Origin of the sequence: Sphingomonas antarctica (genome assembly GCF_965137005.1) — a bacterium.
Classification (GTDB): Bacteria; Pseudomonadota; Alphaproteobacteria; order Sphingomonadales; family Sphingomonadaceae; genus Sphingomonas_O; species Sphingomonas_O antarctica.
Genome location: NZ_CBCRXM010000004.1, coordinates 77,701 through 97,571, shown reverse-complemented (window position 1 = coordinate 97,571; position 19,871 = coordinate 77,701). Strand labels below are relative to the sequence as shown.

Sequence of the window (19,871 nt, the reverse complement as noted above, 5' to 3'; positions counted from 1 at the left end):
TCACTCCCGCAAGGGCGGGCGCAGCATTCACTTGCCGAGGATTTCCCGTTCCTTGGCGCTGGATGCCGCATCGATGTCGACGATGGTGCTGTCGGTCAGCTTCTGGACGTCTGCTTCATGACGCTTGCGTTCGTCCTCGCCGATTTCGCCCTTTTTCTCGTCGGTCTTGAGCGCATCCATGCCGTCACGGCGAACGTTGCGGGCGGCAACGCGGGCCTTTTCGGCATATTGCCCGGCCAGCTTGGCGAGTTCCTTGCGGCGCTCCTCGGTCAAATCGGGGATCGGCAGGCGGATGCTGGTGCCATCTGTGATCGGATTGAGCCCGAGCCCCGCCGAACGGATCGCTTTCTCGACCGGCCCGGTGTTCGCCTTGTCCCACACTTGCACGCTCAGCATGCGCGGCTCTGGAACCGAGACAGTCGCCACTTGATTGAGCGGCATGTGCGACCCGTACACCTCGACCGTGATCGGATCGAGCAGATTGATCGACGCGCGCCCGGTGCGCAGCCCGATAAGGTCGCTCTTCAACGATTCGACCGCGCCCGCCATGCGGCGCTCGAGGTCTGATTTCTGATAAGCCGGCATGTCTGTGTTCCTAATTTCCGACGACCGTAGCCGTGCCTACGCCCGCGAGAACCCGGGCGAGATTGCCCTGTTCGCGAATGTTGAACACGATGATCGGGATGTTGTTGTCGCGGCACAAGGCCACGGCGCTGGCGTCCATCACTTTGAGGTTCTTTGCCAATACCGTATCGTAACTGACTGTATCATAACGCGTTGCGTTCGGATCGGTCTTCGGGTCGGCGGTGTAGACGCCATCGACCGAAGTTCCTTTTAGCAACGCGTCGCACTTCATTTCTGCAGCCCGCAAAGCAGCGCCGCTGTCGGTCGTGAAAAATGGCGAACCCACCCCCGCGGCGAAAATCACCACACGGCCCTTTTCCAGATGCCGCTCGGCCCGCCGACGGATGAACGGTTCGCACACGCTGGCCATGGGGATGGCCGACTGCACGCGGGTTTCAACCCCAATCTGCTCCAGAGCATTCTGTACCGCCAGCGCGTTCATGACGGTCGCCAGCATGCCCATATAATCGGCACTGGCGCGCTCGAACCCGCGCGCCGCCGCCGCCATGCCGCGAAAGATGTTGCCGCCACCGACGACGACGCACATCTCGAAACCCTTGCTCTTGGCGTCGGCAATCTCCTGGGCGACGCGCCCGGTCATCGCCGGATCGATGCTCAGGCCGCTGCCCTCACCCATCAACACCTCGCCCGACAGTTTCAGGAGGATGCGTTTCAGGGGCGGTCTCGACATGGGCTGGCTCGATAGTCCTTGCGGGGAATTAAGGAAAGCGGGACTCCGGCTCAACGACCGGGGCGACGAGCCTTTTTGAAACCTCGTCACCCCGAACTTGATCAGGGATCCCGCTTCTATCCGGCTTACGCGCCCTGCGGCACGCCCGAAGCGGCGGCGACTTCCGCTGCGAAATCGCTCTCGGCCTTTTCGATGCCTTCGCCCAGTTGGAAGCGAACATAGTCGGTCAGCGCGATGCTGCCGCCTGCATTCTTGGCTTCCGCCGCGATGACGTCCGCAATCCTGGTCTTGCTGTCCATCACGAACAGCTGGCTCATCAGCGCGTTTTCCTTGCGGAATTTCGCCAAAGCACCTTCGACCATCTTGGCGATGATCTCGGCGGGCTTGCCACTGGTCGATGCCTTTTCCTCGGCAATGGCGCGCTCACGGCTGACCATCGCTTCGTCCAAGCCTTCCTCGTGCAGCGACAGCGGCGATGCGGCAGCAATGTGCATCGCCAACTGCTTGCCCAGCGCTTCCATCTTGCCCGTATCGGCATCGCCCTCGAGCGCGACGAGCACGCCGATCTTGCCGAGGCCCGGCGCGGCGGCGTTGTGGACATAAGGCACGACGACGCCCTTGGTCACCGACACCGTCTTCACGCGGCGCAGCGACTGGTTCTCACCGATCGTGGCGATGTTCGCGGTCAGCGCGTCGTTCACGCTGCCACCAGCCATGGGCGCAGCGGCAAGCGCTTCGATGCTGTTGCCATTGGTCAGCGCGAGCTGCGTGACGTCACGGACGAATGATTGGAACTGGTCGTTCTTGGCGACAAAGTCGGTTTCCGAATTGACTTCGACCGCAGCACCCTTGGTGCCGCTGACGGCGACGCCAACCAAGCCTTCGGACGCGGTGCGCCCGGCCTTCTTGGCGGCGGTCGCGAGACCCTTGGTGCGCAACCAGTCGATCGCGGCTTCCATCTCGCCACCGGTTTCGGTCAGCGCCTTCTTGCAATCCATCATGCCCGCGCCGGAACGCTCACGCAGCTCCTTGACCGCAGCAGCGGTGATCTCTGCCATGTTACTTCCTCTTAGAAATCAGAAACTTGAAACCCAAACTTCGTCACCCCCGTGAAAACGGGGGGCCATCTGCTTTCCACGCCGCACTTGGCCGGATCACCAGATGGATTCCCGCTTTCGCGGGAATGACGAATGATTTGGTCGTCAGTGTTACGCTGCGGCCGTCTCGTCAGCAGCAGCTGCTTCAACAGCCGGAGCTTCAGCTTCGACAGCGGCAGCAACCGGAGCATCGGCAACCGGCGTGTCCGCAGCCTGATCGGCAACCGCTTCCGCTTCGGTCGTGACCGGGCTGGCTTCGAGCACCGGCTCGACCGGCGGCTCGACCATCGCACCAAAGTCTTGGCCACGATTGGCACGGGCTTCGTTGCCACCGCGCGTCGCGGCCTGGGCCAGCGCATCGCAGTACAGACGGATCGCGCGGCTGGCATCGTCATTCGCCGGCACCGGGAATGCGATGCCGTCCGGGCTGACGTTCGAATCGAGGATCGCGACGACGGGAATGCCGAGGACGTTGGCCTCCTTGATCGCCAGCTCTTCCTTGTTCGCGTCGATCACGATCATCACGTCGGGAATGCCGCCCATGTCGCGGATACCGCCAAGGCTCATTTCCAGCTTGTCGCGCTCACGCGTCAGCTGAAGCACTTCCTTCTTGGTCAGGCCGGCGGTGTCGCCGCTGAGCTGCTCGGTCAGCGTCTTAAAACGACGGATCGAATTCGAAATCGTCTTCCAGTTGGTGAGCATGCCACCCAGCCAGCGATGATTGACGAAATGCTGGTTCGACGCACGCGCTGCATCGGCAATCGGCTCCTGCGCCTGGCGCTTGGTGCCGACGAACAGAACCTTGCCGCCCGAAGCCGCCGTCTGCGACACGAAGTCGAGCGCCCGCGCCAGCAACGGCACGGTCTGCGACAGATCGAGAATGTGGATGCCGTTCCGCTCGCCGAAGATGTACGGCTTCATGCGGGGATTCCAGCGGTGAGTCTGGTGACCAAAATGCGCGCCAGCTTCGACAAGCTGCTGCATCGAGACGGTGGGAGCCGCCATAGGATGTTTCTCCTTACCCGGTTTAACCTCTGGGAAGCGGAACGCGAAGGGTTGGCCCCGCGCACCGGTTATGTAGCTTCCCATGTGGAATACGGGCGCCAGTACAGGGGAAAGCGCAGTTTTTCAACCCTTGGTTCGCGACGCTCCGGATAGAACGAGAGTCAGCGGTGTTGCCGGGCGCGCTGGCCTGTTGAGCTGCCAGCCGCTGCGCTGCTCGTATCGGTTTCGATGCAACCTGCAACGGTCGTGAGAAAACACGCTTGACAAATACAGAACATATAGTGAACATGGAACAAACACGGGCCGCTGGGGTTCGAATGGTGAACGAAAGGCCGTGGCTATGTTGATGATCGCATCGATCCTGATTTCGCTGGCTCTGATTGGCGTCGCGTCGATGGTAATGGCGCAAACGGTTGCTCCCGCTCTGCCGCGGATGCTCGTCGCGTTGAACGGTGCGTCACCTTTGTCACCTTTACCCGCCTGGCAGCGCCGTCCGCAGGTCGCGACGGCGCGCGTGCGGTTCACCCAGCCTGCGCTGCGCGCCGCCGCTTGACCTTCGCGTAACTGCGCACCGACCAGGCGATTAGCCCAAGGTAGACCAAGCAAATCACGGTTAGCGTTTCGAACGGCGCTGACAGCAAGGCAGCGCCGACGAGTGCCACACCCACCAAAGCCTCAAGCCGCACGGATCGTCTGATTCGCAAGGACGACCAGCTGAACGTCGCGATGTTCGACACGGCAAGGAATGCCACAAAGGCGAGCCACGGCGCAGTGATCCAGGGGATCCGCGCCATATCCTGTCCACTCCACAGCCAGATATACAGCGGCAGCATCGCCAATCCGGCTGCAGCCGGCGCCGGTACGCCGGTCAGGAAACCCGCGCTCTTATGCGGCTGCTCGACCGAATCGATCTGCGAATTGAACCGCGCCAAGCGCATCGCCATGCACACCGCCAGCGCCAGCGCGAAGATCCAGCCGTAGCGCGGCACATCCTTCAACGACCACAAGAACATGATCAGCGCGGGCGCGACACCGAAAGCAATGACGTCGGACAGCGAATCGAGTTGCTCACCGAACTTGCTCTGTCCCTTGAGCAATCGCGCAATCCGCCCGTCGAGCCCGTCCAGCACGCCGGCAATGATGATCGCCCCCGCCGCCCGTTCCCATTCGCCGGCGATCGCGAATCGCACACCGGTCAGCCCCGAACACAGGGCCAAAGCGGTAACCGCATTGGGCGCTACCGCGCGCAAGGGTATGCCACGCCGCAGCGGCATCTCGCTCAAAGTGCGCGACCCTTGGCCGCATCCGCATCGCCGATCACGCCGAGAATGGTCTCCCCCGAAATTGTCCGCTGCCCCAGCGACACCCGCGGCGCGGCGCCGGCCGGCAGATAGACATCGACGCGGCTGCCAAAGCGGATCAGGCCAATGCGCTGCCCGGCGACGACCATGTCCCCATTCTTGACGAACGGCACGATCCGCCGCGCGACCAGCCCGGCAATCTGTGTGAAGCCGACGCGCGAGCCGTCGCCGCGCTCGACCAGGATATGCTGACGCTCATTGTCTTCGCTCGCTTTATCGAGGTCGGCATTGAGGAACTTGCCCGGCACATAGACGACCGACTTGATCGTCCCGGCGATGGGCGTGCGGTTGATATGGACATCGAACACCGACATGAAAATCGACACGCGAGTCATCGGCTCGCTGCCCAGCCCTGCATCACCAGCCATTTCGCGGGGCGGTGGCACTTGCTGGATCAAGGTAATGAGGCCGTCCGCGGGTGCGACGATCAGATTTTCGCCCTGCGGCACGGTGCGGATCGGGTCGCGAAAGAACGTCGCCACCCAGATCGTGACACCCAGCAACGGCCAGGCCAGCGTCTCCCACGCCATGAACGCGCAAACGAGCGACGAAATCGCCGCGATCGCGACATATTTGTGCCCCTCGGGGTGAACGGTGGGAAAGCGCCACTTGATCGTCGTGACGGTGCCGGCGCTGCCGGGATCGAGTTCTGCCATTGCCGCGATATAGGCGGGGCGGGACGGATGGCCTAGTCCCGCCATTGATTGCGACGCGGGCGCGCACTAACGCCCACGGCAACCTCTCCCCAGGCACGGATGAATCATGGCGAAGATCAAGGTAAAAAACCCCGTCGTCGAACTCGACGGCGACGAAATGACGCGGATCATCTGGCAGTGGATCCGTGAAGGCCTGATCCTTCCCTACCTCGATATCGATCTCAAATATTACGATCTGAGCGTCGAGAAGCGTGACGAGACCAACGACAAGATCACCGTCGATAGCGCCAATGCGATCAAGCAATATGGCGTCGGCGTGAAGTGCGCGACGATCACGCCCGACGAGGATCGCGTCAAGGAATTCAACCTCAAACGGATGTGGAAGTCGCCCAACGGCACCATCCGCAACATCTTGGGCGGCGTCGTTTTTCGCGAGCCGATCGTAATCTCGAACGTCCCGCGCCTGATTCCGGGCTGGACCGACCCGATCGTCGTCGGGCGACATGCGTTCGGCGACCAGTATCGCGCGACCGATTTCCGCGTTCCCGGCCCCGGCAAGCTCCGCATGGTGTTTGAAGGCGATGACGGCACGATCATCGACGAGGAAGTGTTTCAGTTTCCCAGCAGCGGCGTCGCCATGGGGATGTACAATCTCGACGATTCGATCCGCGATTTCGCCCGAGCCTCGCTCAATTACGGCATTGCACGCAAATGGCCGGTCTATCTCTCGACCAAGAACACCATCCTCAAGGCCTATGACGGGCGCTTCAAGGACCTGTTCGAGGAAGTCTATCAGGCCGAGTTCGCGACCAAGTTCAAAGAACTGGGCATCACATACGAACATCGCCTGATCGACGACATGGTCGCCTCCGCGCTCAAATGGAGCGGCAATTTCATCTGGGCGTGCAAGAATTATGACGGCGACGTCCAGTCGGATCAAGTCGCGCAGGGGTTTGGCTCGCTCGGCCTGATGACCTCGGTCCTCCTGTCGCCGGACGGCAAGACCGTCGAAGCCGAAGCCGCGCACGGCACTGTAACGCGCCACTATCGCCAGCATCAACAAGGCAAGGCGACCTCGACCAACCCTGTCGCATCGATCTTCGCCTGGACCGGCGGCCTGAAATTCCGCGGCAAGTTCGATGATACGCCGGACGTCACCCGCTTCGCCGAAACGCTCGAACGCGTGTGCGTCGAAACCGTCGAACAGGGCGCCATGACCAAGGATCTCGCAATCCTCATCGGCCCCGATCAGGCGTGGATGACCACCGAGCAGTTCTTCGAGGCAGTGCGCGCCAATCTCGAAAAAGAAATGGGCAACTGGGCGTAGTTAAGGCGCCCCGTCGACAAGTCGCAAATCGACGACGGTCTCCGCATCCCCGCGAAGCACGACGTGAGGGTTTTTTGCGAAGCTCACAGTCTGATCGATGCCGACGCGCTGTGTGCCCATGCTGCTGCAGCCGTCGGTCTCCGGCCCCGGTCGCGACCAGTTGAAGCTGAATCGATAGGTCGGGTCGTCACCGCCGTTTTGCGCGTAAATCGAGATGTTGATGCCGGTCGCGTCGCCGCTCTGCCATGGTGTTTTACAGGCGAGCCTGCTCGCCTCCGTCCGGTTGGTCGACAAGCTGGCGCCCTGCCCGTCACGAATGCGCAAGCGATCGACAACTAGCGTTCGGCCTGCGGCAGTTATGCGCACGTCCAGAGTGCGAACCTTGCGCTCCGGCATTTCCGGTGCGCTGACGAAGACCGGAGCCATTGTCCGGGCGCCGATTGAACGAGGTGGAGGCGGCGAAGGCGGTGGCGGAGGCGAAAGCGGCGGAGGTTGCGGCACGAAAATCGGCGGCGGATCGGCCGTCGCCGGTGCCGACAACACGAGCGCTCCAGCTATGGCCAACCACGATACTTGCCGCATAATCCGCTCCCATAGAGGCTGGGACAAGCCATTATCGGGCGAACGTTGACGACATCTTACCGACTGATCAGCCGCGGTGCCCTACTGACTAGAGTGTGATCTCGCGCAAATACGCGGCTACCACCGGGCCGATATCCTTGCGGTCGAGCGCCAGCGCGATGTTGGCGGTGATGAAGCCGGCCTTGTCACCGCAATCGAAGCGGCGACCGCCGAATTTGTAGGCGTGGAAGGCCTGGCTGCCGATCATCCGCGCCATCGCGTCGGTCAGCTGAATTTCGCCGCCTGCGCCCTTTTCTTGGTCCTCCAGCACGCGCATCACTTCAGGCTGAAGGATGTAGCGACCGGGGATCATCAGATTGGACGGCGCGGTGCCTAATTTGGGCTTTTCGACCAAACCGGTCACTTCGACGAGATCGCCATCGACCTTGCCTGGCGTGATGATGCCGTATTTGTCGGTCTGGTCCGCGGGCACTTCGTAACCGCAGACGACGTTGCCGCCGACTTCGTTATACGCCTCGACCATCTGCTTCATGCAGCCCGGTTTTCCGACCATCAGTTCGTCGGGGAGGAAGATCGCGAAAGGCTCGTCACCGACGATGTGGCGCGCGCACCAGATGGCGTGGCCCAATCCGCTTGGCTCCTGCTGACGGACATAGACGACCTCGCCGGGCCTGAAGCGCGTGCCCTTGATCGCATCGAGCGCCTTGCCGCGCCCTTTCATCGTCGATTCGAGCTCATAGGAAATGTCGAAATGGTCCTCGATCGCGGACTTTCCACGACCGGTGACGAAAATCATCTGCTCGATGCCCGCCTCACGCGCCTCGTCGACCGCATATTGGATCAGCGGACGGTCGACGACCGTCAGCATTTCCTTGGGCATGGACTTGGTCGCGGGCAGAAAGCGCGTTCCCAGCCCGCCGACCGGGAACACGGCCTTACGAATCGGTTTGCGCGACATCAGTCCGTCGGCTCGGGAATGATGGTGGGCGCAGATGGCTCCTTTTTGCCGCGGTTCGCATACAGCAAGGCAGCGACCAGCGCCGCGGAACCGATGCCAGTGGCGACGCCTGCTGCGATCAGCACATTGCGCGTGGAGTCGCCCGAATCGGGCTTGCGTTTCTTCGTCTCAGCCATGCGGAAAGCGTTGGCGCAGCAAAATGGCATTGGCAAGGCAAACGCTGCCCGATTTCCCCGTTATCCACAGGGCGAAAGCCCGATTTTCCGCTTGTCCGACTCGGGGTTTGGGCACAGTCTGACTGCATCGCCGGTCGAAGGAAAGCGGCGGGAAACCAAGGCTTTCCACCGATGACGCGGCCGATAACGACGCTGCGACGAACGCGCAAGCGGGAGTGGCGACGGACCGGATCGGAAGCGGTAGAGGACGGTTCGAGACCAAGACGGGATGAAGTGGCTTCGGCCAGTTCGCCAGGTCGGACTTGAAGCCGAGAAACCAGTGACAGCGGCCGGGAGCGCTCTCGGGGTCAAACCCGAAGCACCCGGTCCGCGACACGCCACGGCGTCCAAGTTGCTGTCGACTGCTTGCAGTCTCGAGGGCGATACGGAAGACCGAGCTGGGGGCCGGCACTTTCGGGTGTCGGCCCCTTTTCGCGTGTGGCGCACCCCGCGTAACGCACTTACGCGCGGGCCGCCGAATGCCGGGCGACCTTCGCAAGGCGACGGATCGACGACGTGGCTTTGCCACGACGCGTGTTCCGCTCTTGGCTAACCGCCGCACCTGCGCCACTCACCGTAAATGACCGAAGCCATCCCCGCCGCGACTCTCGTCCTGTTTCGCGAAACCGGGGACGGCCCCGCAGAACATCTGTTCGTCGAACGCGCCGCGACGATGCGCTTTGCCGCCGGCGCCATTGTGTTTCCCGGCGGGCGCGTCGATCCCGGTGACCGCCGCATGGCCGAAACTTTTCCGGCTTACGACGAGGATGATGCCGCCGCGCGCATTTGCGCGATCCGCGAATCGATCGAAGAGGGCGGCATCGGGGCCGGACTATCCCCCGCCCCCAATCTCGCGGTCACCGAGCGGCTGCGCGCCGGGTTGGAGGCAGGAACGGTGTTTGCCGATTTGCTCGCCTCGGAGCAGCGTTCGCTCGATCTGGATGCATTGATCCCGTTTGCGCGGTGGCGTCCCAATTTTCCCGAGGCACGCGTATTCGACACCCGTTTTTTCCTGGCGCGGGTGGCGGCGGATGCGCCCGCCGCGCGAGTCGATGCCACGGAAAATGTGCGCGTCTTTTGGGCTAGTGCACAACAAGTGATCGACGATGCGGATGGCGGGAAGGTCAGCATCATCTTTCCCACGCGCCGCAATCTGGAACGACTTGCGGCTCTGGGCTCGTTCGATGCCGCACGTGCGCAGGCACTGTCGCTGCCCTCCCCGCCGCCAATGATCACGCCATGGGTCGAAGAACGCGACGGGGAACAGCATCTCTGCATCCCCGACAAGCATGGTTATCCAGTCACGTCGCAAGTCATGCGCGAAGTGCAGCGCGGCTAAGCGGGGTCCAATGCCTCGATCTTTTCAACCCATTCCGGGAAGAAACACGGCTCTCGGTTCGACCAGCCCGGCGCAGTGGCCGCGGCTTCGCTGATCGATTTGAGCAGGATGCGGCGACGCTCCGGATGCAAATGCGGCAATGACGCGGCGGCACAGAACGCGGCTGGCAGCCATGGACGAACTGCCGCACCCAGCAGTCGCTCGTACAGGAAACGATACGCACCGAATCCGTTGATGCGGTCCTGGCCCAGGTCGAATGCGGTCATGGTGATCAGCGGCGCCATCAATGGTTCGGCCGACGCGATATCCGCATCGTCTGGCATCAGGCTGCGCAAATCCGGCAGCCGGGCGTAAATTCGTGCCTGAGCCTTGATTGCCACGGCTTCGACATTATCGCGCGACCAGCGGTCGACCGCATCGCGTCGTCCTAGCCCCACATCGAGCGCGCGGCGGACAAACCGCTGCGTCGCTGCCGGAAATCCGGCAAACTCCTTGATCTCACCCAGCGCCTGCGCGCCCGTCGCTTGTCGTGTCGTACCCATGATCCCACCCCCCGGTGTGAAGAGGTTGCCAGAGCGATCAAACTACGTCCGCAAGGTTGACGCGGGCTTAACCTGAATCACTCAAGCGCAAGGAATCATGGATCATGCTGCAGCGCAACGGGGTGTTACAAAAATAATTCAGGCGTTGCTTCGAAGACGCTCTTCTTCGGCATTGTAACCCGACGATGCCACCGGCTCGTTGTTATGCACTGGCTGGGTTGCCGCCGGCGGATCCGACGCATCCATCGATTCATCGAGGCCGGCGTCGAGGCGCGCATCGGCATCCTCGGGATCGGCTTCCAGCCGCTCGGCGATGCTCTTATCCTGTCCGGCCTCCTGCCGCGGGTCGGTCGCGGGCTTGTCGTCCGGGCTGGCGGGGGCGACCGAAGCGTGATCCATGGCCTGTTCGGGAATGGTCGTGCTCATCACAAAGGCTCCTTGTTGCAGCATCACAACGAACCGAGCGCGTCACCCGTTCCGGCGGACGTTGACGATCTGGGACACCATATCGGCCGACCCGAAAATCGTCATGAACGCGATGTCGGTGGCGTCGCGCCCCACGCCGATGCGGACGATCTCGTTGCATTTGGCCATGCCGGTGGCGTCGAGCAGGTGCCAGCCGTCCTCCAACCACACCTCGACCACCGCGTGGAAGTCGGGCGGCTCGACGCCGGGCGCATAGGCGCTGACCAGCCGCGCCGGGATCATCGCCGCCCGTGCAAAACTCGCCAGCAAATGCGCGAAATCGCGGCATACGCCAGTCCGTGTCGTGAATGTATCGGCGGCGGTGGTTTCGCTGCTCGACGTCCCGCTCGCATATTCGACGTTGCGCGCGATCCAGTCGCGCATTTCGACGACCTTGGCGCCGCCAGATGTGTCGGCGAACCGGCGATGGACGAAGCTTTCGAGCTTGTCGGCCTGGCAATACCGGCTGGGCAGCAAATACGGCACCACCAGCGCCGGGAGGTCGCGGGGATCGGCGACGGAAAGCGACGCAAGGTCGACTACGGGACGATCGACATCGACCAACGCGTGGTAACTCACCTGCAACTGCCGGTCGGCATAGGCCCAGGTGCGCTGCCCGATCGATTCCTCGCCCGGCACCGCGCGCAGTCGCTCGGGCGAGGTGACCAGAAAATTGCTCTCGACGATGCGTTGGTCGGCCATCGCCGCCGCCTCGATCTGGAGCAGGACGTCGTGCGCGGATGGAAGGCGGTAGTCGAGGGTAACGTCGATCGCGATTTGCATGGTGCGCGCCTAACCGGTGAAAGGGTGCGATGTTCCCTTCCCTACTGCCATTCCGCTGCTAGGGGCGACAAATGGTTCGAAAGCTGTTGCGCGTCATCGGAATCGGTTTCGGCGCGCTGATCGTCTCGCTGTGCCTCGTTATCGTCCTGGCACCGGCATTTCTCGACCGCATCTATTATTCGGGGCCACCATCCGCGCATTACGACGGCGCGCATTTCCGCAACCCGGACAATGACGAAGATACGTTTCGCATTCCCGCCGGCGGCAGTCGCGCAGCCTTTTTCTGGCATTATCTGACGGGCACTGACGGACGACCCGTCTGGCCGGATCATGTCGCGGTGACGCAAACCAAGCCGCCCGCTCGGGTAATGGGCAATCGCATGATCGCGACCTGGATCGGCCATGCGACGGTGTTGGTGCAGACCAACGGGCTGAACATCCTGACCGACCCGATTTATGCGGACACCGCCGGGCCGTTCGGTTTCGGACCCAAACGCGTCGCGGTGCCGGGAGTGCGGTTCGAGGATTTGCCGAAGATCGATTTGGTGTTGGTCAGCCACGATCATTACGATCACATGGATTTGGGGACGCTCAAGCGGTTGTGGGATCGGGATAATCCCCGGATTGTCACAAGCTTGGGCAATGAAGCGGTAATGCGAGGAATTGGCGCACAGATTAGTGCGCTCGACTGGGGCAACAGCGTGCAAATCGGAACTGCGCGGGTTTTCGTCACGCGCAACCATCACTGGGGCAGCCGCTGGTTCACCGATCGTAACCGCGCGCTCTGGTCGAGCTTCGTAATCGAGCTACCGGGCGGCAATCTGTTCTTCGCGGGCGATACCGGCTTTGGCGACGGGCAATGGCCGTATGAAGCCGCCAAGCTCGGCCCGATCCGCCTCGCGCTCATTCCGATCGGCGCATTCCGCTTTCAGGCCGGGCAGATGCAGGCCGGCAGCCATATCGGCCCGGTGCAGGCAGTCGAAGTGTTCCACCGCCTCGGCGCGCGCTACGCCATGCCGATCCATTGGGGCACCTTCCGGCTGAGCTGGGAAGCATATGACACGCCGCCCAAATTGCTCGACCGCGTCATGATGTGCCGTGGGCTCAGCGATTTCACCGCTTACCCGATCGGGGCGCCGGTCGACGTCCCGCCGATCGACGCACCGCGTGCCAAGCTCCCCCCCGTCGCGCGCCGGGCAAGTTGCGATGCACGGCCGTTTGCACCCGATCTGCGTTAGGCGGGCCTAGGCCGGAGTTGGGCCCAGCAACTCGATCACCGCACGCGTCATCGCTTCAGACCCCAGCCGGATAGTCGGTTCGGGCGCGATCTTGAACAGGGGCGAGTGATGCCCGGCAATCGGCGGCCCGCCGTTGGCCGCAGCGTCGATCCACGCCTTGGGCGTCCCGCCGACCTGAAAATAATAGCCTTTCACGCCGGTGTCGGGCTGGACGAAATAAGCGAAATCCTCCGCGCCCATATTCTTCTGCACGAAGGGAACGACCGTTCCCGGCGGTAGGGATTTTGCGAGCGACGCATTCAGGCGGCGGGCGAGCGCGGTGTCATTGATCGTCGTTGGGGTGCTTTCGGTCACGGTCACCTCGGGCAGGTCCTTGCCGCTCAGTCCATTGGCACGTCCGATGCCGTCGACGACTTGCCGGATACCCGCGATCAAATCCTTTCGCGTCGCCTCGTCATTGGCGCGTACCGTGATGCCCAGATCGGCACGATCGGAAATGATATTATTCTTGGTCCCCGCGTGGAACGTGCCGACGGTGATCACGCCCGGCAGCAACGGCGATTTCGACCGGCTGATCACCCCTTGCAGCGCGGTCACGATCTGCGCGCCGATCCACACCGGGTCCTTGCCCAGCTGCGGCGAAGCGCCATGCGTGCCGACGCCATGGATCACCAGTTCGACACTGTCGGACGAGCTGTACTGGATCGTCTCCGACGCCGCGATACGCCCCGCTTCGAGCTCTGCGGCGACGTGGAATGCCAGCGCATAATCGGGTTTCGGAAAGCGCTTGTAGAGCCCATCCGCGACCATCGCCTTGGCGCCGCCGATGCGTTCCTCGGCCGGCTGCACAATGAACACCACCGTCCCGTGCCACGCATCCTTGCGCGTCGAGAGTTGACGCGCGGTCTCGACCAAGGCGGTGATATGCGTGTCGTGCCCACAGGCGTGCATGACCGGTTGCACGACGCCTTCGCGATTGGCCATAACGATCTTTGACGAATTGGGCAGCCCGGACTTCTCCTCCAGCGGCAATCCGTCCATGTCGGCGCGGATCAGCACCGTCGGCCCTGCACCGTTTTTTAGGACACCGACGACGCCGGTGCCGCCAACCTTTTCCGTCACCACCACACCAGGGACACCGCGCAAATTCGCGGCCATTTTCGCGGCGGTCTTCACTTCCATGAACGACAATTCGGGGTTGCGGTGGAAATCGTCCCACATCACCGCCAGCGATTTATCGTAATCGGCCTTGATCGAGGCGGCGAGATCGTCGGCGCGGGCCGGCGCGGCGAGCGCGACCAGGATTGCGGCCGTGGTGCGGAGCATGTTGATCAGCTTCACCGCGTCAGCCCTGCTTTTTCGGGCATTCGCCGACGCGTTTTGCGTCGAGCGTCATCGTCATATTGACCCGCTTGACCGGGCCGCCAGTCGCCTCGGTCGTCATCTGCAGCTTGTAGCTTTCGGGGCTATACGCCCCCTGCATCGTCATCGTGCGGGTCAGGCCATCGGTGGTGCAGACCAGCTTGCTGTCGATCTTGCCGTTGCCCATCGAAATATGGTCGTATTTGCAATCCTTGTTCATGCCTTCGACGAAGCGCTCAAACGGTTTCTTGGCATTTTCCTCGGTCAGGCATTCGAGCATCGTGCGCGCCTGGCCGATGCTGCTGCGCATGTTCTTTTCCAGCTCGGGCGGTGCGCCGGGGGCCGAGATATTGTCCAGCTTGACGGTCGCCTGCCACTGGCCGGGATGAAGGCTGGTTTGCGCGACGCCCGACTCTTTCATCTTTTCCGCGACTTCCTCGATGCTCGCATTCTGCGCCTCGACCGCGTTCTTTTTGCAACCGGCGAGGGCCAGCGGCACCAGCCAGATCAAATGCTTGTTCACGTGCATCCCCTTCGTTGCGCTGTGCGCCGTTGGACACCATATCGGTCGGGCATGTCCATCCAAATCCGCACGTCGCTCGCCGAGCCCGAAACCGATGCGAGTTTCGTCCCGCATCGTCCCTCACGCCCCCCCAAGGCGGAGGGCGGCAAGGCCTTCAAACTGGTCAGCGATTACGACCCGGCGGGCGATCAGCCCGCGGCGATCGAGGAATTGGTCTCGACCGCGCTTCAGGGCGAAAAGAACCAGGTGCTGCTCGGCGTGACGGGCAGCGGCAAGACTTTCACGATGGCTAAGGTCATCGAAGCGTTGCAACGGCCTGCCCTGATCCTCGCCCCCAACAAGATTTTGGCAGCGCAGCTCTACGGCGAATTCAAGCAGTTCTTTCCCGAAAACGCCGTCGAATATTTCGTCAGCTACTACGATTACTACCAGCCTGAGGCGTACGTCCCGCGATCCGACACGTACATCGAGAAGGAAAGCTCGGTGAACGAATCGATCGACCGCATGCGCCATTCGGCGACGCGGTCGCTGCTCGAACGCGACGACGTGCTGATCGTGGCGTCGGTGTCGTGCCTCTACGGCATCGGTTCGGTCGAGACCTATTCGGCGATGATCTTCGACCTCAAAAAGGGTCAGACGGTCGAGCAGTCCGAAATCATCCGCAAGCTCGTGGCGCTACAGTACAAGCGCAACGACGCGGCGTTCCAGCGCGGCAATTTTCGCGTGCGCGGCGACAATCTCGAAATCTTCCCGTCGCATTACGAGGACAGCGCATGGCGCATCTCGTTCTTCGGTGAAGAGGTGGAATCGATCGTCGAATTCGACCCGCTGACCGGCAAGAAATCGGCATCGCTCGATTACGTCCGCGTTTACGCCAACTCGCATTACGTCACGCCCGGCCCGACGATGAAACAGGCGATGCACGCGATCAAACACGAGCTGGACGAACGCCTCAAGGAACTGGTCGGCGAGGGGAAATTGCTCGAGGCGCAGCGACTCGAGCAGCGCACCAATTTCGACCTCGAGATGATCGCCGCGACGGGTGCCTGTAACGGCATCGAGAATTACAGCCGGTTCCTGACCGGTCGCCTGCCCGGCGAACCGCCGCCGACCCTGTTCGAATATTTACCCGACAATGCCTTGCTATTCGTCGACGAAAGCCATGTCACAATCGGTCAGGTCAACGGCATGTCGCGCGGCGACCATCGGCGCAAACTGACGCTGGCGGAATATGGCTTTCGTCTGCCCTCGGCGATCGACAACCGCCCGCTGCGCTTCAACGAATGGGACGCGATGCGCCCGCAGACGACCTTCGTCTCGGCGACGCCCGGCAGCTGGGAAATGGAGCAGACCGGCGGCGTGTTCGCCGAACAGGTCATCCGCCCGACCGGCCTGATCGATCCCCCGGTCGAGGTGAAGCCGGTCGAGGATCAGGTCGACGATTGCATCAACGAAATCCGCAAGACGACCGCAGCCGGATATCGCACGCTCGTCACCACTTTGACCAAGCGCATGGCCGAGGATTTGACCGAATATCTCCACGAAGCGGGGGTCAAGGTCCGCTACATGCATTCGGACGTCGAGACGCTCGAGCGCATCGAACTCATCCGCGACCTGCGGTTGGGCGTTTATGATGTCCTCATTGGTATCAACCTCCTGCGCGAGGGTCTCGACATCCCTGAGTGCGGGCTGGTCTGCATCCTCGATGCGGACAAGGAAGGGTTCCTGCGCTCTGAGACCTCGCTGGTGCAGACGATCGGGCGCGCCGCGCGCAACGTCGATGGGCGCGTGATCCTCTATGCCGACCGCGTTACGGGCTCGATGGAACGCGCGATGCGCGAGACCGAACGGCGCCGCGAGAAGCAGGTCGCGTGGAATACCGCCAACGGCATCACGCCGGAGACGATCCGCTCACGCATCGGCGACGTCATCCAACATCTCGCCAGCCGCGATCAGGTGACGATCGAGATCGACGAAGACCGGCCGCACATGGTCGGCCACAACCTTCGTGCGTACATCGAGGAGCTTGAGCGCAAGATGCGCAAGGCCGCGGGCGACCTGGAATTCGAAGAGGCCGGCCGCCTCCGCGACGAGATCCGCTCGCTCGAACAGGAGGAACTCGGCCTCCCTGCGCACGAGCAGAAGGTACCGCAAATGGGCCGGTCGAACGAAGGCAAACCCGGCACGCGCAAGATGCGTTTCGGTAAGGAAGCGCGCAAATGGTCAGGCGGGCACGGGAAACGCTGAGCCCTTAATGCGCGTGTCCCGAGGACGGATAGACGAACGCGCGCATCCCTTTGCGGTCGAACGGTTTCCACTCGCCATCCTTCTGTGCCAACCGATCGGCAATGGCGTAAAGTACGCTGGCATTGATACCGAGCCCGCAATGGCTGCCGCGCACTTCGATATTGTCGGTCAGCGGTGATTCCGGTTCCATGCAATTCTGCCACGCGACAATGCCATCGCCCTTGGTAAAGATCGCCGTCGATGGCACCGGCGGCACTTCGCGACTTTCGGCCAATTGCTTGGCGGTATGCGCGTCACGCAACCGCTGACCGGTCATATATTCGTAAGCAGCCATGACGTTGGTCGCCGCTGGGTTGCCGGTGAAAGGCGAGCCCAGCGTAATGATCTGGCGGACCATTTCGGGCCGTCGTCGCGCGAGCTGGCGCGCGAGCACACCGCCGAGGCTCCATCCGATCAGACTGACACGATTACCGGTTGCGGCATACACCGCATCGAACCGCGCGATCAGCTTTTCCCCTTCCCAACCACAGGTACGCGGGCCGAGGTTCCGGCCGAGATCCCACGTGTGCGGCTCATAGCCCAATTGCTTCAGATATTTGCGCAGGACCGAGGTCGACATGTCGCTGGTCATGAATCCGGGCAGGATCAATACCGGATGCCCATCGCCATGCGGCGCGCTCAACAACGGCGCCGCGGCCCACGGCAGCGTAGCATATTCGAAAATCGCCCGAAGCGGCTCTGTAAAGGCCAGCAATTTCGATGGCCGTTCGATTTCGGCGGTGTCGATCGTCGTCAATTCAGTCCTCCTGCGACTGTGTCGCCCTTATCCGTCCCAACGTCTGGTGGTGGGATCGGACGCAAGCTCCCTGTTTAACTGTCTTTTTCTTCTCCGAACGCGTTCCGCCGCGCTGCCACCCGTTCCGGATGCAACGCCAGTACGGCCAGGTCGTGATACTTCCCGTCACGATCGCACACTTCGTCGCGCAACAATGCTTCGCCGCGAAACCCGGCTTCTTCGAACAAGGTGATCGCGCCCGATTGATCGGGTGTCATCCGCGCACAAAGTTTTTTCGCCCCGCCCTCGATCGCCAGTCCGACGCATTTGTCGAGCATCGTTCGGCCCAAGCCCTTTCCCCGCATCGACGGCGACACGATCAGACGGATCTCGAACACATGCGCAGACCATCCGAGCGGGTCACGTAGAACACCCGAGGTGGCCACGATTTCATCTCCGCTGATCGCCACCAGCGTGTCCATTTCGCCATGCTTCACCGCTTCCATCCACGCATCGATCACACGCGCGTGCTGGATGTCGCGGCTCATAAACAGCAAGTCGTGGGAAGACAGCGCGGCGGCGAAACGCGCCACGCCCGGCACGTCTTTATGCTCCACAGGCCGGATAACCACCTCACGGCCGTCGATGTCGAGCTTTGTCGTCACGTACTGCGGACCCCTAACCATTTGTCGATCGCCGGCCAAAGCCGTTTGATGGCATTACCACCCGCGACGAGGCTGACATGCCCGCCTTTCAGAACGATCGCCTCCTTGTCTTCCGATCCGACCATGTCGATCAACGGCGCCGACGCGGCTTCCGGGACGATATGGTCGTGCTCCGCGGTGACATGAAGAAACGGCACCGCAATCTCGCCTAAATTCACGCGCCGCCCGCCAACCTCCAGCCTGCCTTCGAACAGCGCATTGTCCCACATCAGCTTCTTCGTCGTTTCGCGGAAATACTCGCCCGCCAGTGGCAACATGTCGCTCGACCAACGATCGAACATGCGGTGCGACTTCACGAACTCGTCGTTCCACATATTGTCGAGCAGCTTGTAATTGCCCGCCAGCCGCGCGCCCGGGCGGAGCATGTCGAACGCGGTGTAGAGATATTCGGCGGGCGCCATGCCCAACGTGTCGACCATGCGATCGACATCGAAGAACCGCTTGTCGGCCCAAGCCTGGAACAACGGCATACCGCTGAAATCGACCGGGGTGGTGAAGGTGGCGAGGTTTTTCAGCCCTTGCCCCGCGATCGCTGACCAGATCAGCGAGAGGACCCCGCCAAAGCAATAGCCGAGCAGGGAGACATCTTCCTCACCGGTCGTTTCTTTGACCTTGGCGACCGCGGCGCCGACGAAATCCAGAGCATAGGCCTCGAGGTCGAGCGCACGATCCTCGGCGCGCGGGGCCTCCCAGTCGAGCATGAACACGTCATAGCCGCGGTCTAGCAAGAACTCGACCAGGCTCTGCCCAGGGACCATGTCGAAAATGTACCCGCGATTGGTGGTCGCCATCACCAGCAGCACGGGGACCCGGTACACTTCGTCGGCGCGCGGTTGGTAATGATACACCCGCATCGGTCCGCGCGAGAGGATTTCATCCTTGGCGCTGGCCCCGAGAACGGGCGCGGGTGACGCCCAATAGCCCATGCCTTTGATATTGCGTTGAAGCGCGCGCTCGAACTCGGTCGCGGCAAAGCCGATCGGATCGGCGTCGGCCATCAGGCAGCCGGCTTTCGCGTCCGTTTCGGCGTTGGGCGTGGCATGACAGGCGCCGCATTGCCCTCGATGCGCGCGAGCGATGCCTCGATCGCGCTGAGCCGCTGCGCCATCGCCTCAAAATCGGTCTTGCTCGGCAAGTTAGCTGCCGCGAGCGCCTTGGCCATCATGTCCTGCGTCGCGGCCTGTGCCTGCATCGTCGCGGCAGTCATGCCTTGCATCGCTTGCGCGACTTCGGGCTTGGCGAGCATTTCGGCGCCGTGCTTGTTCGCCACCTTTTCCCACTCGGCGACCCAGCCACGCATCAGGCCGAGTGGATCGAAGGGCGGCGTGCTACTCATCGGCTGGTTGTCGAACCGGT

General features: G+C 62.3%; 23 protein-coding genes. 5 read left to right on the top strand and 18 right to left on the bottom strand.

All coding sequences use genetic code 11. The features are described from left to right. Positions 1 to 27: 27 nt before the first annotated feature. The 4 genes from frr to rpsB all read right to left on the bottom strand — a co-directional run bounded on the left by frr (position 28) and on the right by rpsB (position 3,417). Entirely contained in the window at positions 28 to 585 is a 558-nt protein-coding gene (gene frr / locus ACM9ME_RS05875) for a ribosome recycling factor (protein ID WP_415642509.1), read from the bottom strand. Between the two features lie 10 nt (positions 586 to 595). Beyond that, positions 596 to 1,315 (bottom strand): UMP kinase, encoded by a 720-nt coding sequence (gene pyrH, locus ACM9ME_RS05870; protein ID WP_415642508.1) that lies wholly within the window; start codon positions 1,313 to 1,315, stop codon positions 596 to 598. A gap of 125 nt (positions 1,316 to 1,440) precedes the next feature. After that, the gene (tsf, locus tag ACM9ME_RS05865; protein ID WP_415642507.1) at positions 1,441 to 2,373 is read right to left on the bottom strand and encodes a translation elongation factor Ts; all 933 of its coding nucleotides are present in this window, start codon (positions 2,371 to 2,373) and stop codon (positions 1,441 to 1,443) included. 150 nt (positions 2,374 to 2,523) lie between these two features. Beyond that, the gene (gene rpsB, locus ACM9ME_RS05860; protein ID WP_415642506.1) at positions 2,524 to 3,417 is read right to left on the bottom strand and encodes a 30S ribosomal protein S2; all 894 of its coding nucleotides are present in this window, start codon (positions 3,415 to 3,417) and stop codon (positions 2,524 to 2,526) included. 340 nt (positions 3,418 to 3,757) lie between these two features. Between rpsB and ACM9ME_RS05855 the strand changes: the two genes are divergently transcribed. After that, positions 3,758 to 3,970: a hypothetical protein gene (locus ACM9ME_RS05855; RefSeq protein WP_415642505.1), complete on the top strand. Its 213-nt coding sequence runs from the start codon at positions 3,758 to 3,760 to the stop codon at positions 3,968 to 3,970. On the opposite strand, the gene ACM9ME_RS05850 is transcribed toward ACM9ME_RS05855, so the two are convergent. Beyond that, positions 3,939 to 4,691, bottom strand: a complete 753-nt coding sequence (locus ACM9ME_RS05850; RefSeq protein WP_415642697.1) for a CDP-alcohol phosphatidyltransferase family protein — start codon at positions 4,689 to 4,691, stop codon at positions 3,939 to 3,941. The genes ACM9ME_RS05855 and ACM9ME_RS05850 overlap by 32 nt on opposite strands. A 5-nt stretch (positions 4,692 to 4,696) precedes the next feature. Further along, a complete protein-coding gene (locus ACM9ME_RS05845) occupies positions 4,697 to 5,434 on the bottom strand; it encodes a phosphatidylserine decarboxylase (RefSeq protein WP_415642504.1) in 738 nt (245 codons plus the stop codon). 106 nt (positions 5,435 to 5,540) lie between these two features. Here ACM9ME_RS05845 and ACM9ME_RS05840 point away from each other — a divergent pair, with 106 nt between their 5' ends. Continuing rightward, positions 5,541 to 6,761: an NADP-dependent isocitrate dehydrogenase gene (locus tag ACM9ME_RS05840; RefSeq protein WP_415642503.1), complete on the top strand. Its 1,221-nt coding sequence runs from the start codon at positions 5,541 to 5,543 to the stop codon at positions 6,759 to 6,761. On the opposite strand, the gene ACM9ME_RS05835 is transcribed toward ACM9ME_RS05840, so the two are convergent. From ACM9ME_RS05835 to ACM9ME_RS05825, 3 genes are all read right to left on the bottom strand, one after another. Then, entirely contained in the window at positions 6,762 to 7,187 is a 426-nt protein-coding gene (locus ACM9ME_RS05835) for a hypothetical protein (RefSeq protein WP_415642502.1), read from the bottom strand. 244 nt (positions 7,188 to 7,431) lie between these two features. Continuing rightward, positions 7,432 to 8,301, bottom strand: a complete 870-nt coding sequence (gene galU / locus ACM9ME_RS05830; protein ID WP_415642501.1) for a UTP--glucose-1-phosphate uridylyltransferase GalU — start codon at positions 8,299 to 8,301, stop codon at positions 7,432 to 7,434. Beyond that, positions 8,301 to 8,477 carry a hypothetical protein gene (locus tag ACM9ME_RS05825; protein ID WP_415642500.1) on the bottom strand — a complete coding sequence of 59 codons (177 nt, stop codon included), beginning with the start codon at positions 8,475 to 8,477 and terminating at the stop codon, positions 8,301 to 8,303. Before ACM9ME_RS05825 ends, galU begins: the two co-directional genes overlap by 1 nt. A gap of 619 nt (positions 8,478 to 9,096) precedes the next feature. Between ACM9ME_RS05825 and ACM9ME_RS05820 the strand changes: the two genes are divergently transcribed. Continuing rightward, positions 9,097 to 9,855 carry an NUDIX hydrolase gene (locus ACM9ME_RS05820; RefSeq protein ID WP_415642499.1) on the top strand — a complete coding sequence of 253 codons (759 nt, stop codon included), beginning with the start codon at positions 9,097 to 9,099 and terminating at the stop codon, positions 9,853 to 9,855. On the opposite strand, the gene ACM9ME_RS05815 is transcribed toward ACM9ME_RS05820, so the two are convergent. The 3 genes from ACM9ME_RS05815 to ACM9ME_RS05805 all read right to left on the bottom strand — a co-directional run bounded on the left by ACM9ME_RS05815 (position 9,852) and on the right by ACM9ME_RS05805 (position 11,645). Beyond that, positions 9,852 to 10,397, bottom strand: a complete 546-nt coding sequence (locus ACM9ME_RS05815; RefSeq protein ID WP_415642498.1) for a hypothetical protein — start codon at positions 10,395 to 10,397, stop codon at positions 9,852 to 9,854. The genes ACM9ME_RS05820 and ACM9ME_RS05815 overlap by 4 nt on opposite strands. A 138-nt stretch (positions 10,398 to 10,535) precedes the next feature. Continuing rightward, positions 10,536 to 10,823 (bottom strand): hypothetical protein, encoded by a 288-nt coding sequence (locus ACM9ME_RS05810; RefSeq protein WP_415642497.1) that lies wholly within the window; start codon positions 10,821 to 10,823, stop codon positions 10,536 to 10,538. 42 nt (positions 10,824 to 10,865) lie between these two features. Then, positions 10,866 to 11,645 carry a transglutaminase-like domain-containing protein gene (locus ACM9ME_RS05805; RefSeq protein ID WP_415642496.1) on the bottom strand — a complete coding sequence of 260 codons (780 nt, stop codon included), beginning with the start codon at positions 11,643 to 11,645 and terminating at the stop codon, positions 10,866 to 10,868. A gap of 71 nt (positions 11,646 to 11,716) precedes the next feature. Between ACM9ME_RS05805 and ACM9ME_RS05800 the strand changes: the two genes are divergently transcribed. Next, positions 11,717 to 12,883, top strand: coding sequence for an MBL fold metallo-hydrolase (locus ACM9ME_RS05800; RefSeq protein ID WP_415642495.1), 1,167 nt, complete (start codon positions 11,717 to 11,719; stop codon positions 12,881 to 12,883). Positions 12,884 to 12,889: 6 nt separating this feature from the next. Here the strand turns inward: ACM9ME_RS05800 and ACM9ME_RS05795 are convergent, their stop codons facing one another. Both ACM9ME_RS05795 and ACM9ME_RS05790 read right to left on the bottom strand, forming a co-directional pair. After that, positions 12,890 to 14,224 (bottom strand): amidohydrolase, encoded by a 1,335-nt coding sequence (locus tag ACM9ME_RS05795; protein WP_415642494.1) that lies wholly within the window; start codon positions 14,222 to 14,224, stop codon positions 12,890 to 12,892. Positions 14,225 to 14,228: 4 nt separating this feature from the next. Continuing rightward, positions 14,229 to 14,768, bottom strand: coding sequence for a DUF3617 domain-containing protein (locus ACM9ME_RS05790; protein ID WP_415642493.1), 540 nt, complete (start codon positions 14,766 to 14,768; stop codon positions 14,229 to 14,231). 51 nt (positions 14,769 to 14,819) lie between these two features. Here ACM9ME_RS05790 and uvrB point away from each other — a divergent pair, with 51 nt between their 5' ends. Further along, positions 14,820 to 17,015, top strand: a complete 2,196-nt coding sequence (uvrB, locus tag ACM9ME_RS05785) for an excinuclease ABC subunit UvrB (RefSeq protein ID WP_415642492.1) — start codon at positions 14,820 to 14,822, stop codon at positions 17,013 to 17,015. A gap of 4 nt (positions 17,016 to 17,019) precedes the next feature. Here uvrB and ACM9ME_RS05780 read toward each other — a convergent pair whose 3' ends face one another. From ACM9ME_RS05780 to ACM9ME_RS05765, 4 genes are all read right to left on the bottom strand, one after another. Beyond that, a complete protein-coding gene (locus tag ACM9ME_RS05780; protein WP_415642491.1) occupies positions 17,020 to 17,811 on the bottom strand; it encodes an esterase/lipase family protein in 792 nt (263 codons plus the stop codon). A gap of 74 nt (positions 17,812 to 17,885) precedes the next feature. Continuing rightward, the gene (locus ACM9ME_RS05775; RefSeq protein ID WP_415642490.1) at positions 17,886 to 18,494 is read right to left on the bottom strand and encodes a GNAT family N-acetyltransferase; all 609 of its coding nucleotides are present in this window, start codon (positions 18,492 to 18,494) and stop codon (positions 17,886 to 17,888) included. Continuing rightward, complete coding sequence (locus ACM9ME_RS05770; protein WP_415642489.1) at positions 18,452 to 19,513, bottom strand: alpha/beta fold hydrolase; 1,062 nt, start codon at positions 19,511 to 19,513, stop codon at positions 18,452 to 18,454. The genes ACM9ME_RS05775 and ACM9ME_RS05770 overlap by 43 nt, the downstream gene beginning before the upstream one ends. Further along, positions 19,513 to 19,851: a poly(R)-hydroxyalkanoic acid synthase subunit PhaE gene (locus ACM9ME_RS05765; protein WP_415642488.1), complete on the bottom strand. Its 339-nt coding sequence runs from the start codon at positions 19,849 to 19,851 to the stop codon at positions 19,513 to 19,515. Before ACM9ME_RS05765 ends, ACM9ME_RS05770 begins: the two co-directional genes overlap by 1 nt. Positions 19,852 to 19,871: the final 20 nt, after the last annotated feature.

Coding starts and splice junctions, on each gene's coding strand:
- frr (WP_415642509.1), bottom strand. CDS start 585: ATGCCGGCTTATCAGAAATCAGACCTCGAGCGCCGCATGGCGGGCGCG.
- pyrH (WP_415642508.1), bottom strand. CDS start 1,315: ATGTCGAGACCGCCCCTGAAACGCATCCTCCTGAAACTGTCGGGCGAG.
- tsf (WP_415642507.1), bottom strand. CDS start 2,373: ATGGCAGAGATCACCGCTGCTGCGGTCAAGGAGCTGCGTGAGCGTTCC.
- rpsB (WP_415642506.1), bottom strand. CDS start 3,417: ATGGCGGCTCCCACCGTCTCGATGCAGCAGCTTGTCGAAGCTGGCGCG.
- ACM9ME_RS05855 (WP_415642505.1), top strand. CDS start 3,758: ATGTTGATGATCGCATCGATCCTGATTTCGCTGGCTCTGATTGGCGTC.
- ACM9ME_RS05850 (WP_415642697.1), bottom strand. CDS start 4,691: ATGCCGCTGCGGCGTGGCATACCCTTGCGCGCGGTAGCGCCCAATGCG.
- ACM9ME_RS05845 (WP_415642504.1), bottom strand. CDS start 5,434: ATGGCAGAACTCGATCCCGGCAGCGCCGGCACCGTCACGACGATCAAG.
- ACM9ME_RS05840 (WP_415642503.1), top strand. CDS start 5,541: ATGGCGAAGATCAAGGTAAAAAACCCCGTCGTCGAACTCGACGGCGAC.
- ACM9ME_RS05835 (WP_415642502.1), bottom strand. CDS start 7,187: ATGGCTCCGGTCTTCGTCAGCGCACCGGAAATGCCGGAGCGCAAGGTT.
- galU (WP_415642501.1), bottom strand. CDS start 8,301: ATGTCGCGCAAACCGATTCGTAAGGCCGTGTTCCCGGTCGGCGGGCTG.
- ACM9ME_RS05825 (WP_415642500.1), bottom strand. CDS start 8,477: ATGGCTGAGACGAAGAAACGCAAGCCCGATTCGGGCGACTCCACGCGC.
- ACM9ME_RS05820 (WP_415642499.1), top strand. CDS start 9,097: ATGACCGAAGCCATCCCCGCCGCGACTCTCGTCCTGTTTCGCGAAACC.
- ACM9ME_RS05815 (WP_415642498.1), bottom strand. CDS start 10,397: ATGGGTACGACACGACAAGCGACGGGCGCGCAGGCGCTGGGTGAGATC.
- ACM9ME_RS05810 (WP_415642497.1), bottom strand. CDS start 10,823: ATGAGCACGACCATTCCCGAACAGGCCATGGATCACGCTTCGGTCGCC.
- ACM9ME_RS05805 (WP_415642496.1), bottom strand. CDS start 11,645: ATGCAAATCGCGATCGACGTTACCCTCGACTACCGCCTTCCATCCGCG.
- ACM9ME_RS05800 (WP_415642495.1), top strand. CDS start 11,717: ATGGTTCGAAAGCTGTTGCGCGTCATCGGAATCGGTTTCGGCGCGCTG.
- uvrB (WP_415642492.1), top strand. CDS start 14,820: ATGTCCATCCAAATCCGCACGTCGCTCGCCGAGCCCGAAACCGATGCG.
- ACM9ME_RS05770 (WP_415642489.1), bottom strand. CDS start 19,513: ATGGCCGACGCCGATCCGATCGGCTTTGCCGCGACCGAGTTCGAGCGC.
- ACM9ME_RS05765 (WP_415642488.1), bottom strand. CDS start 19,851: ATGAGTAGCACGCCGCCCTTCGATCCACTCGGCCTGATGCGTGGCTGG.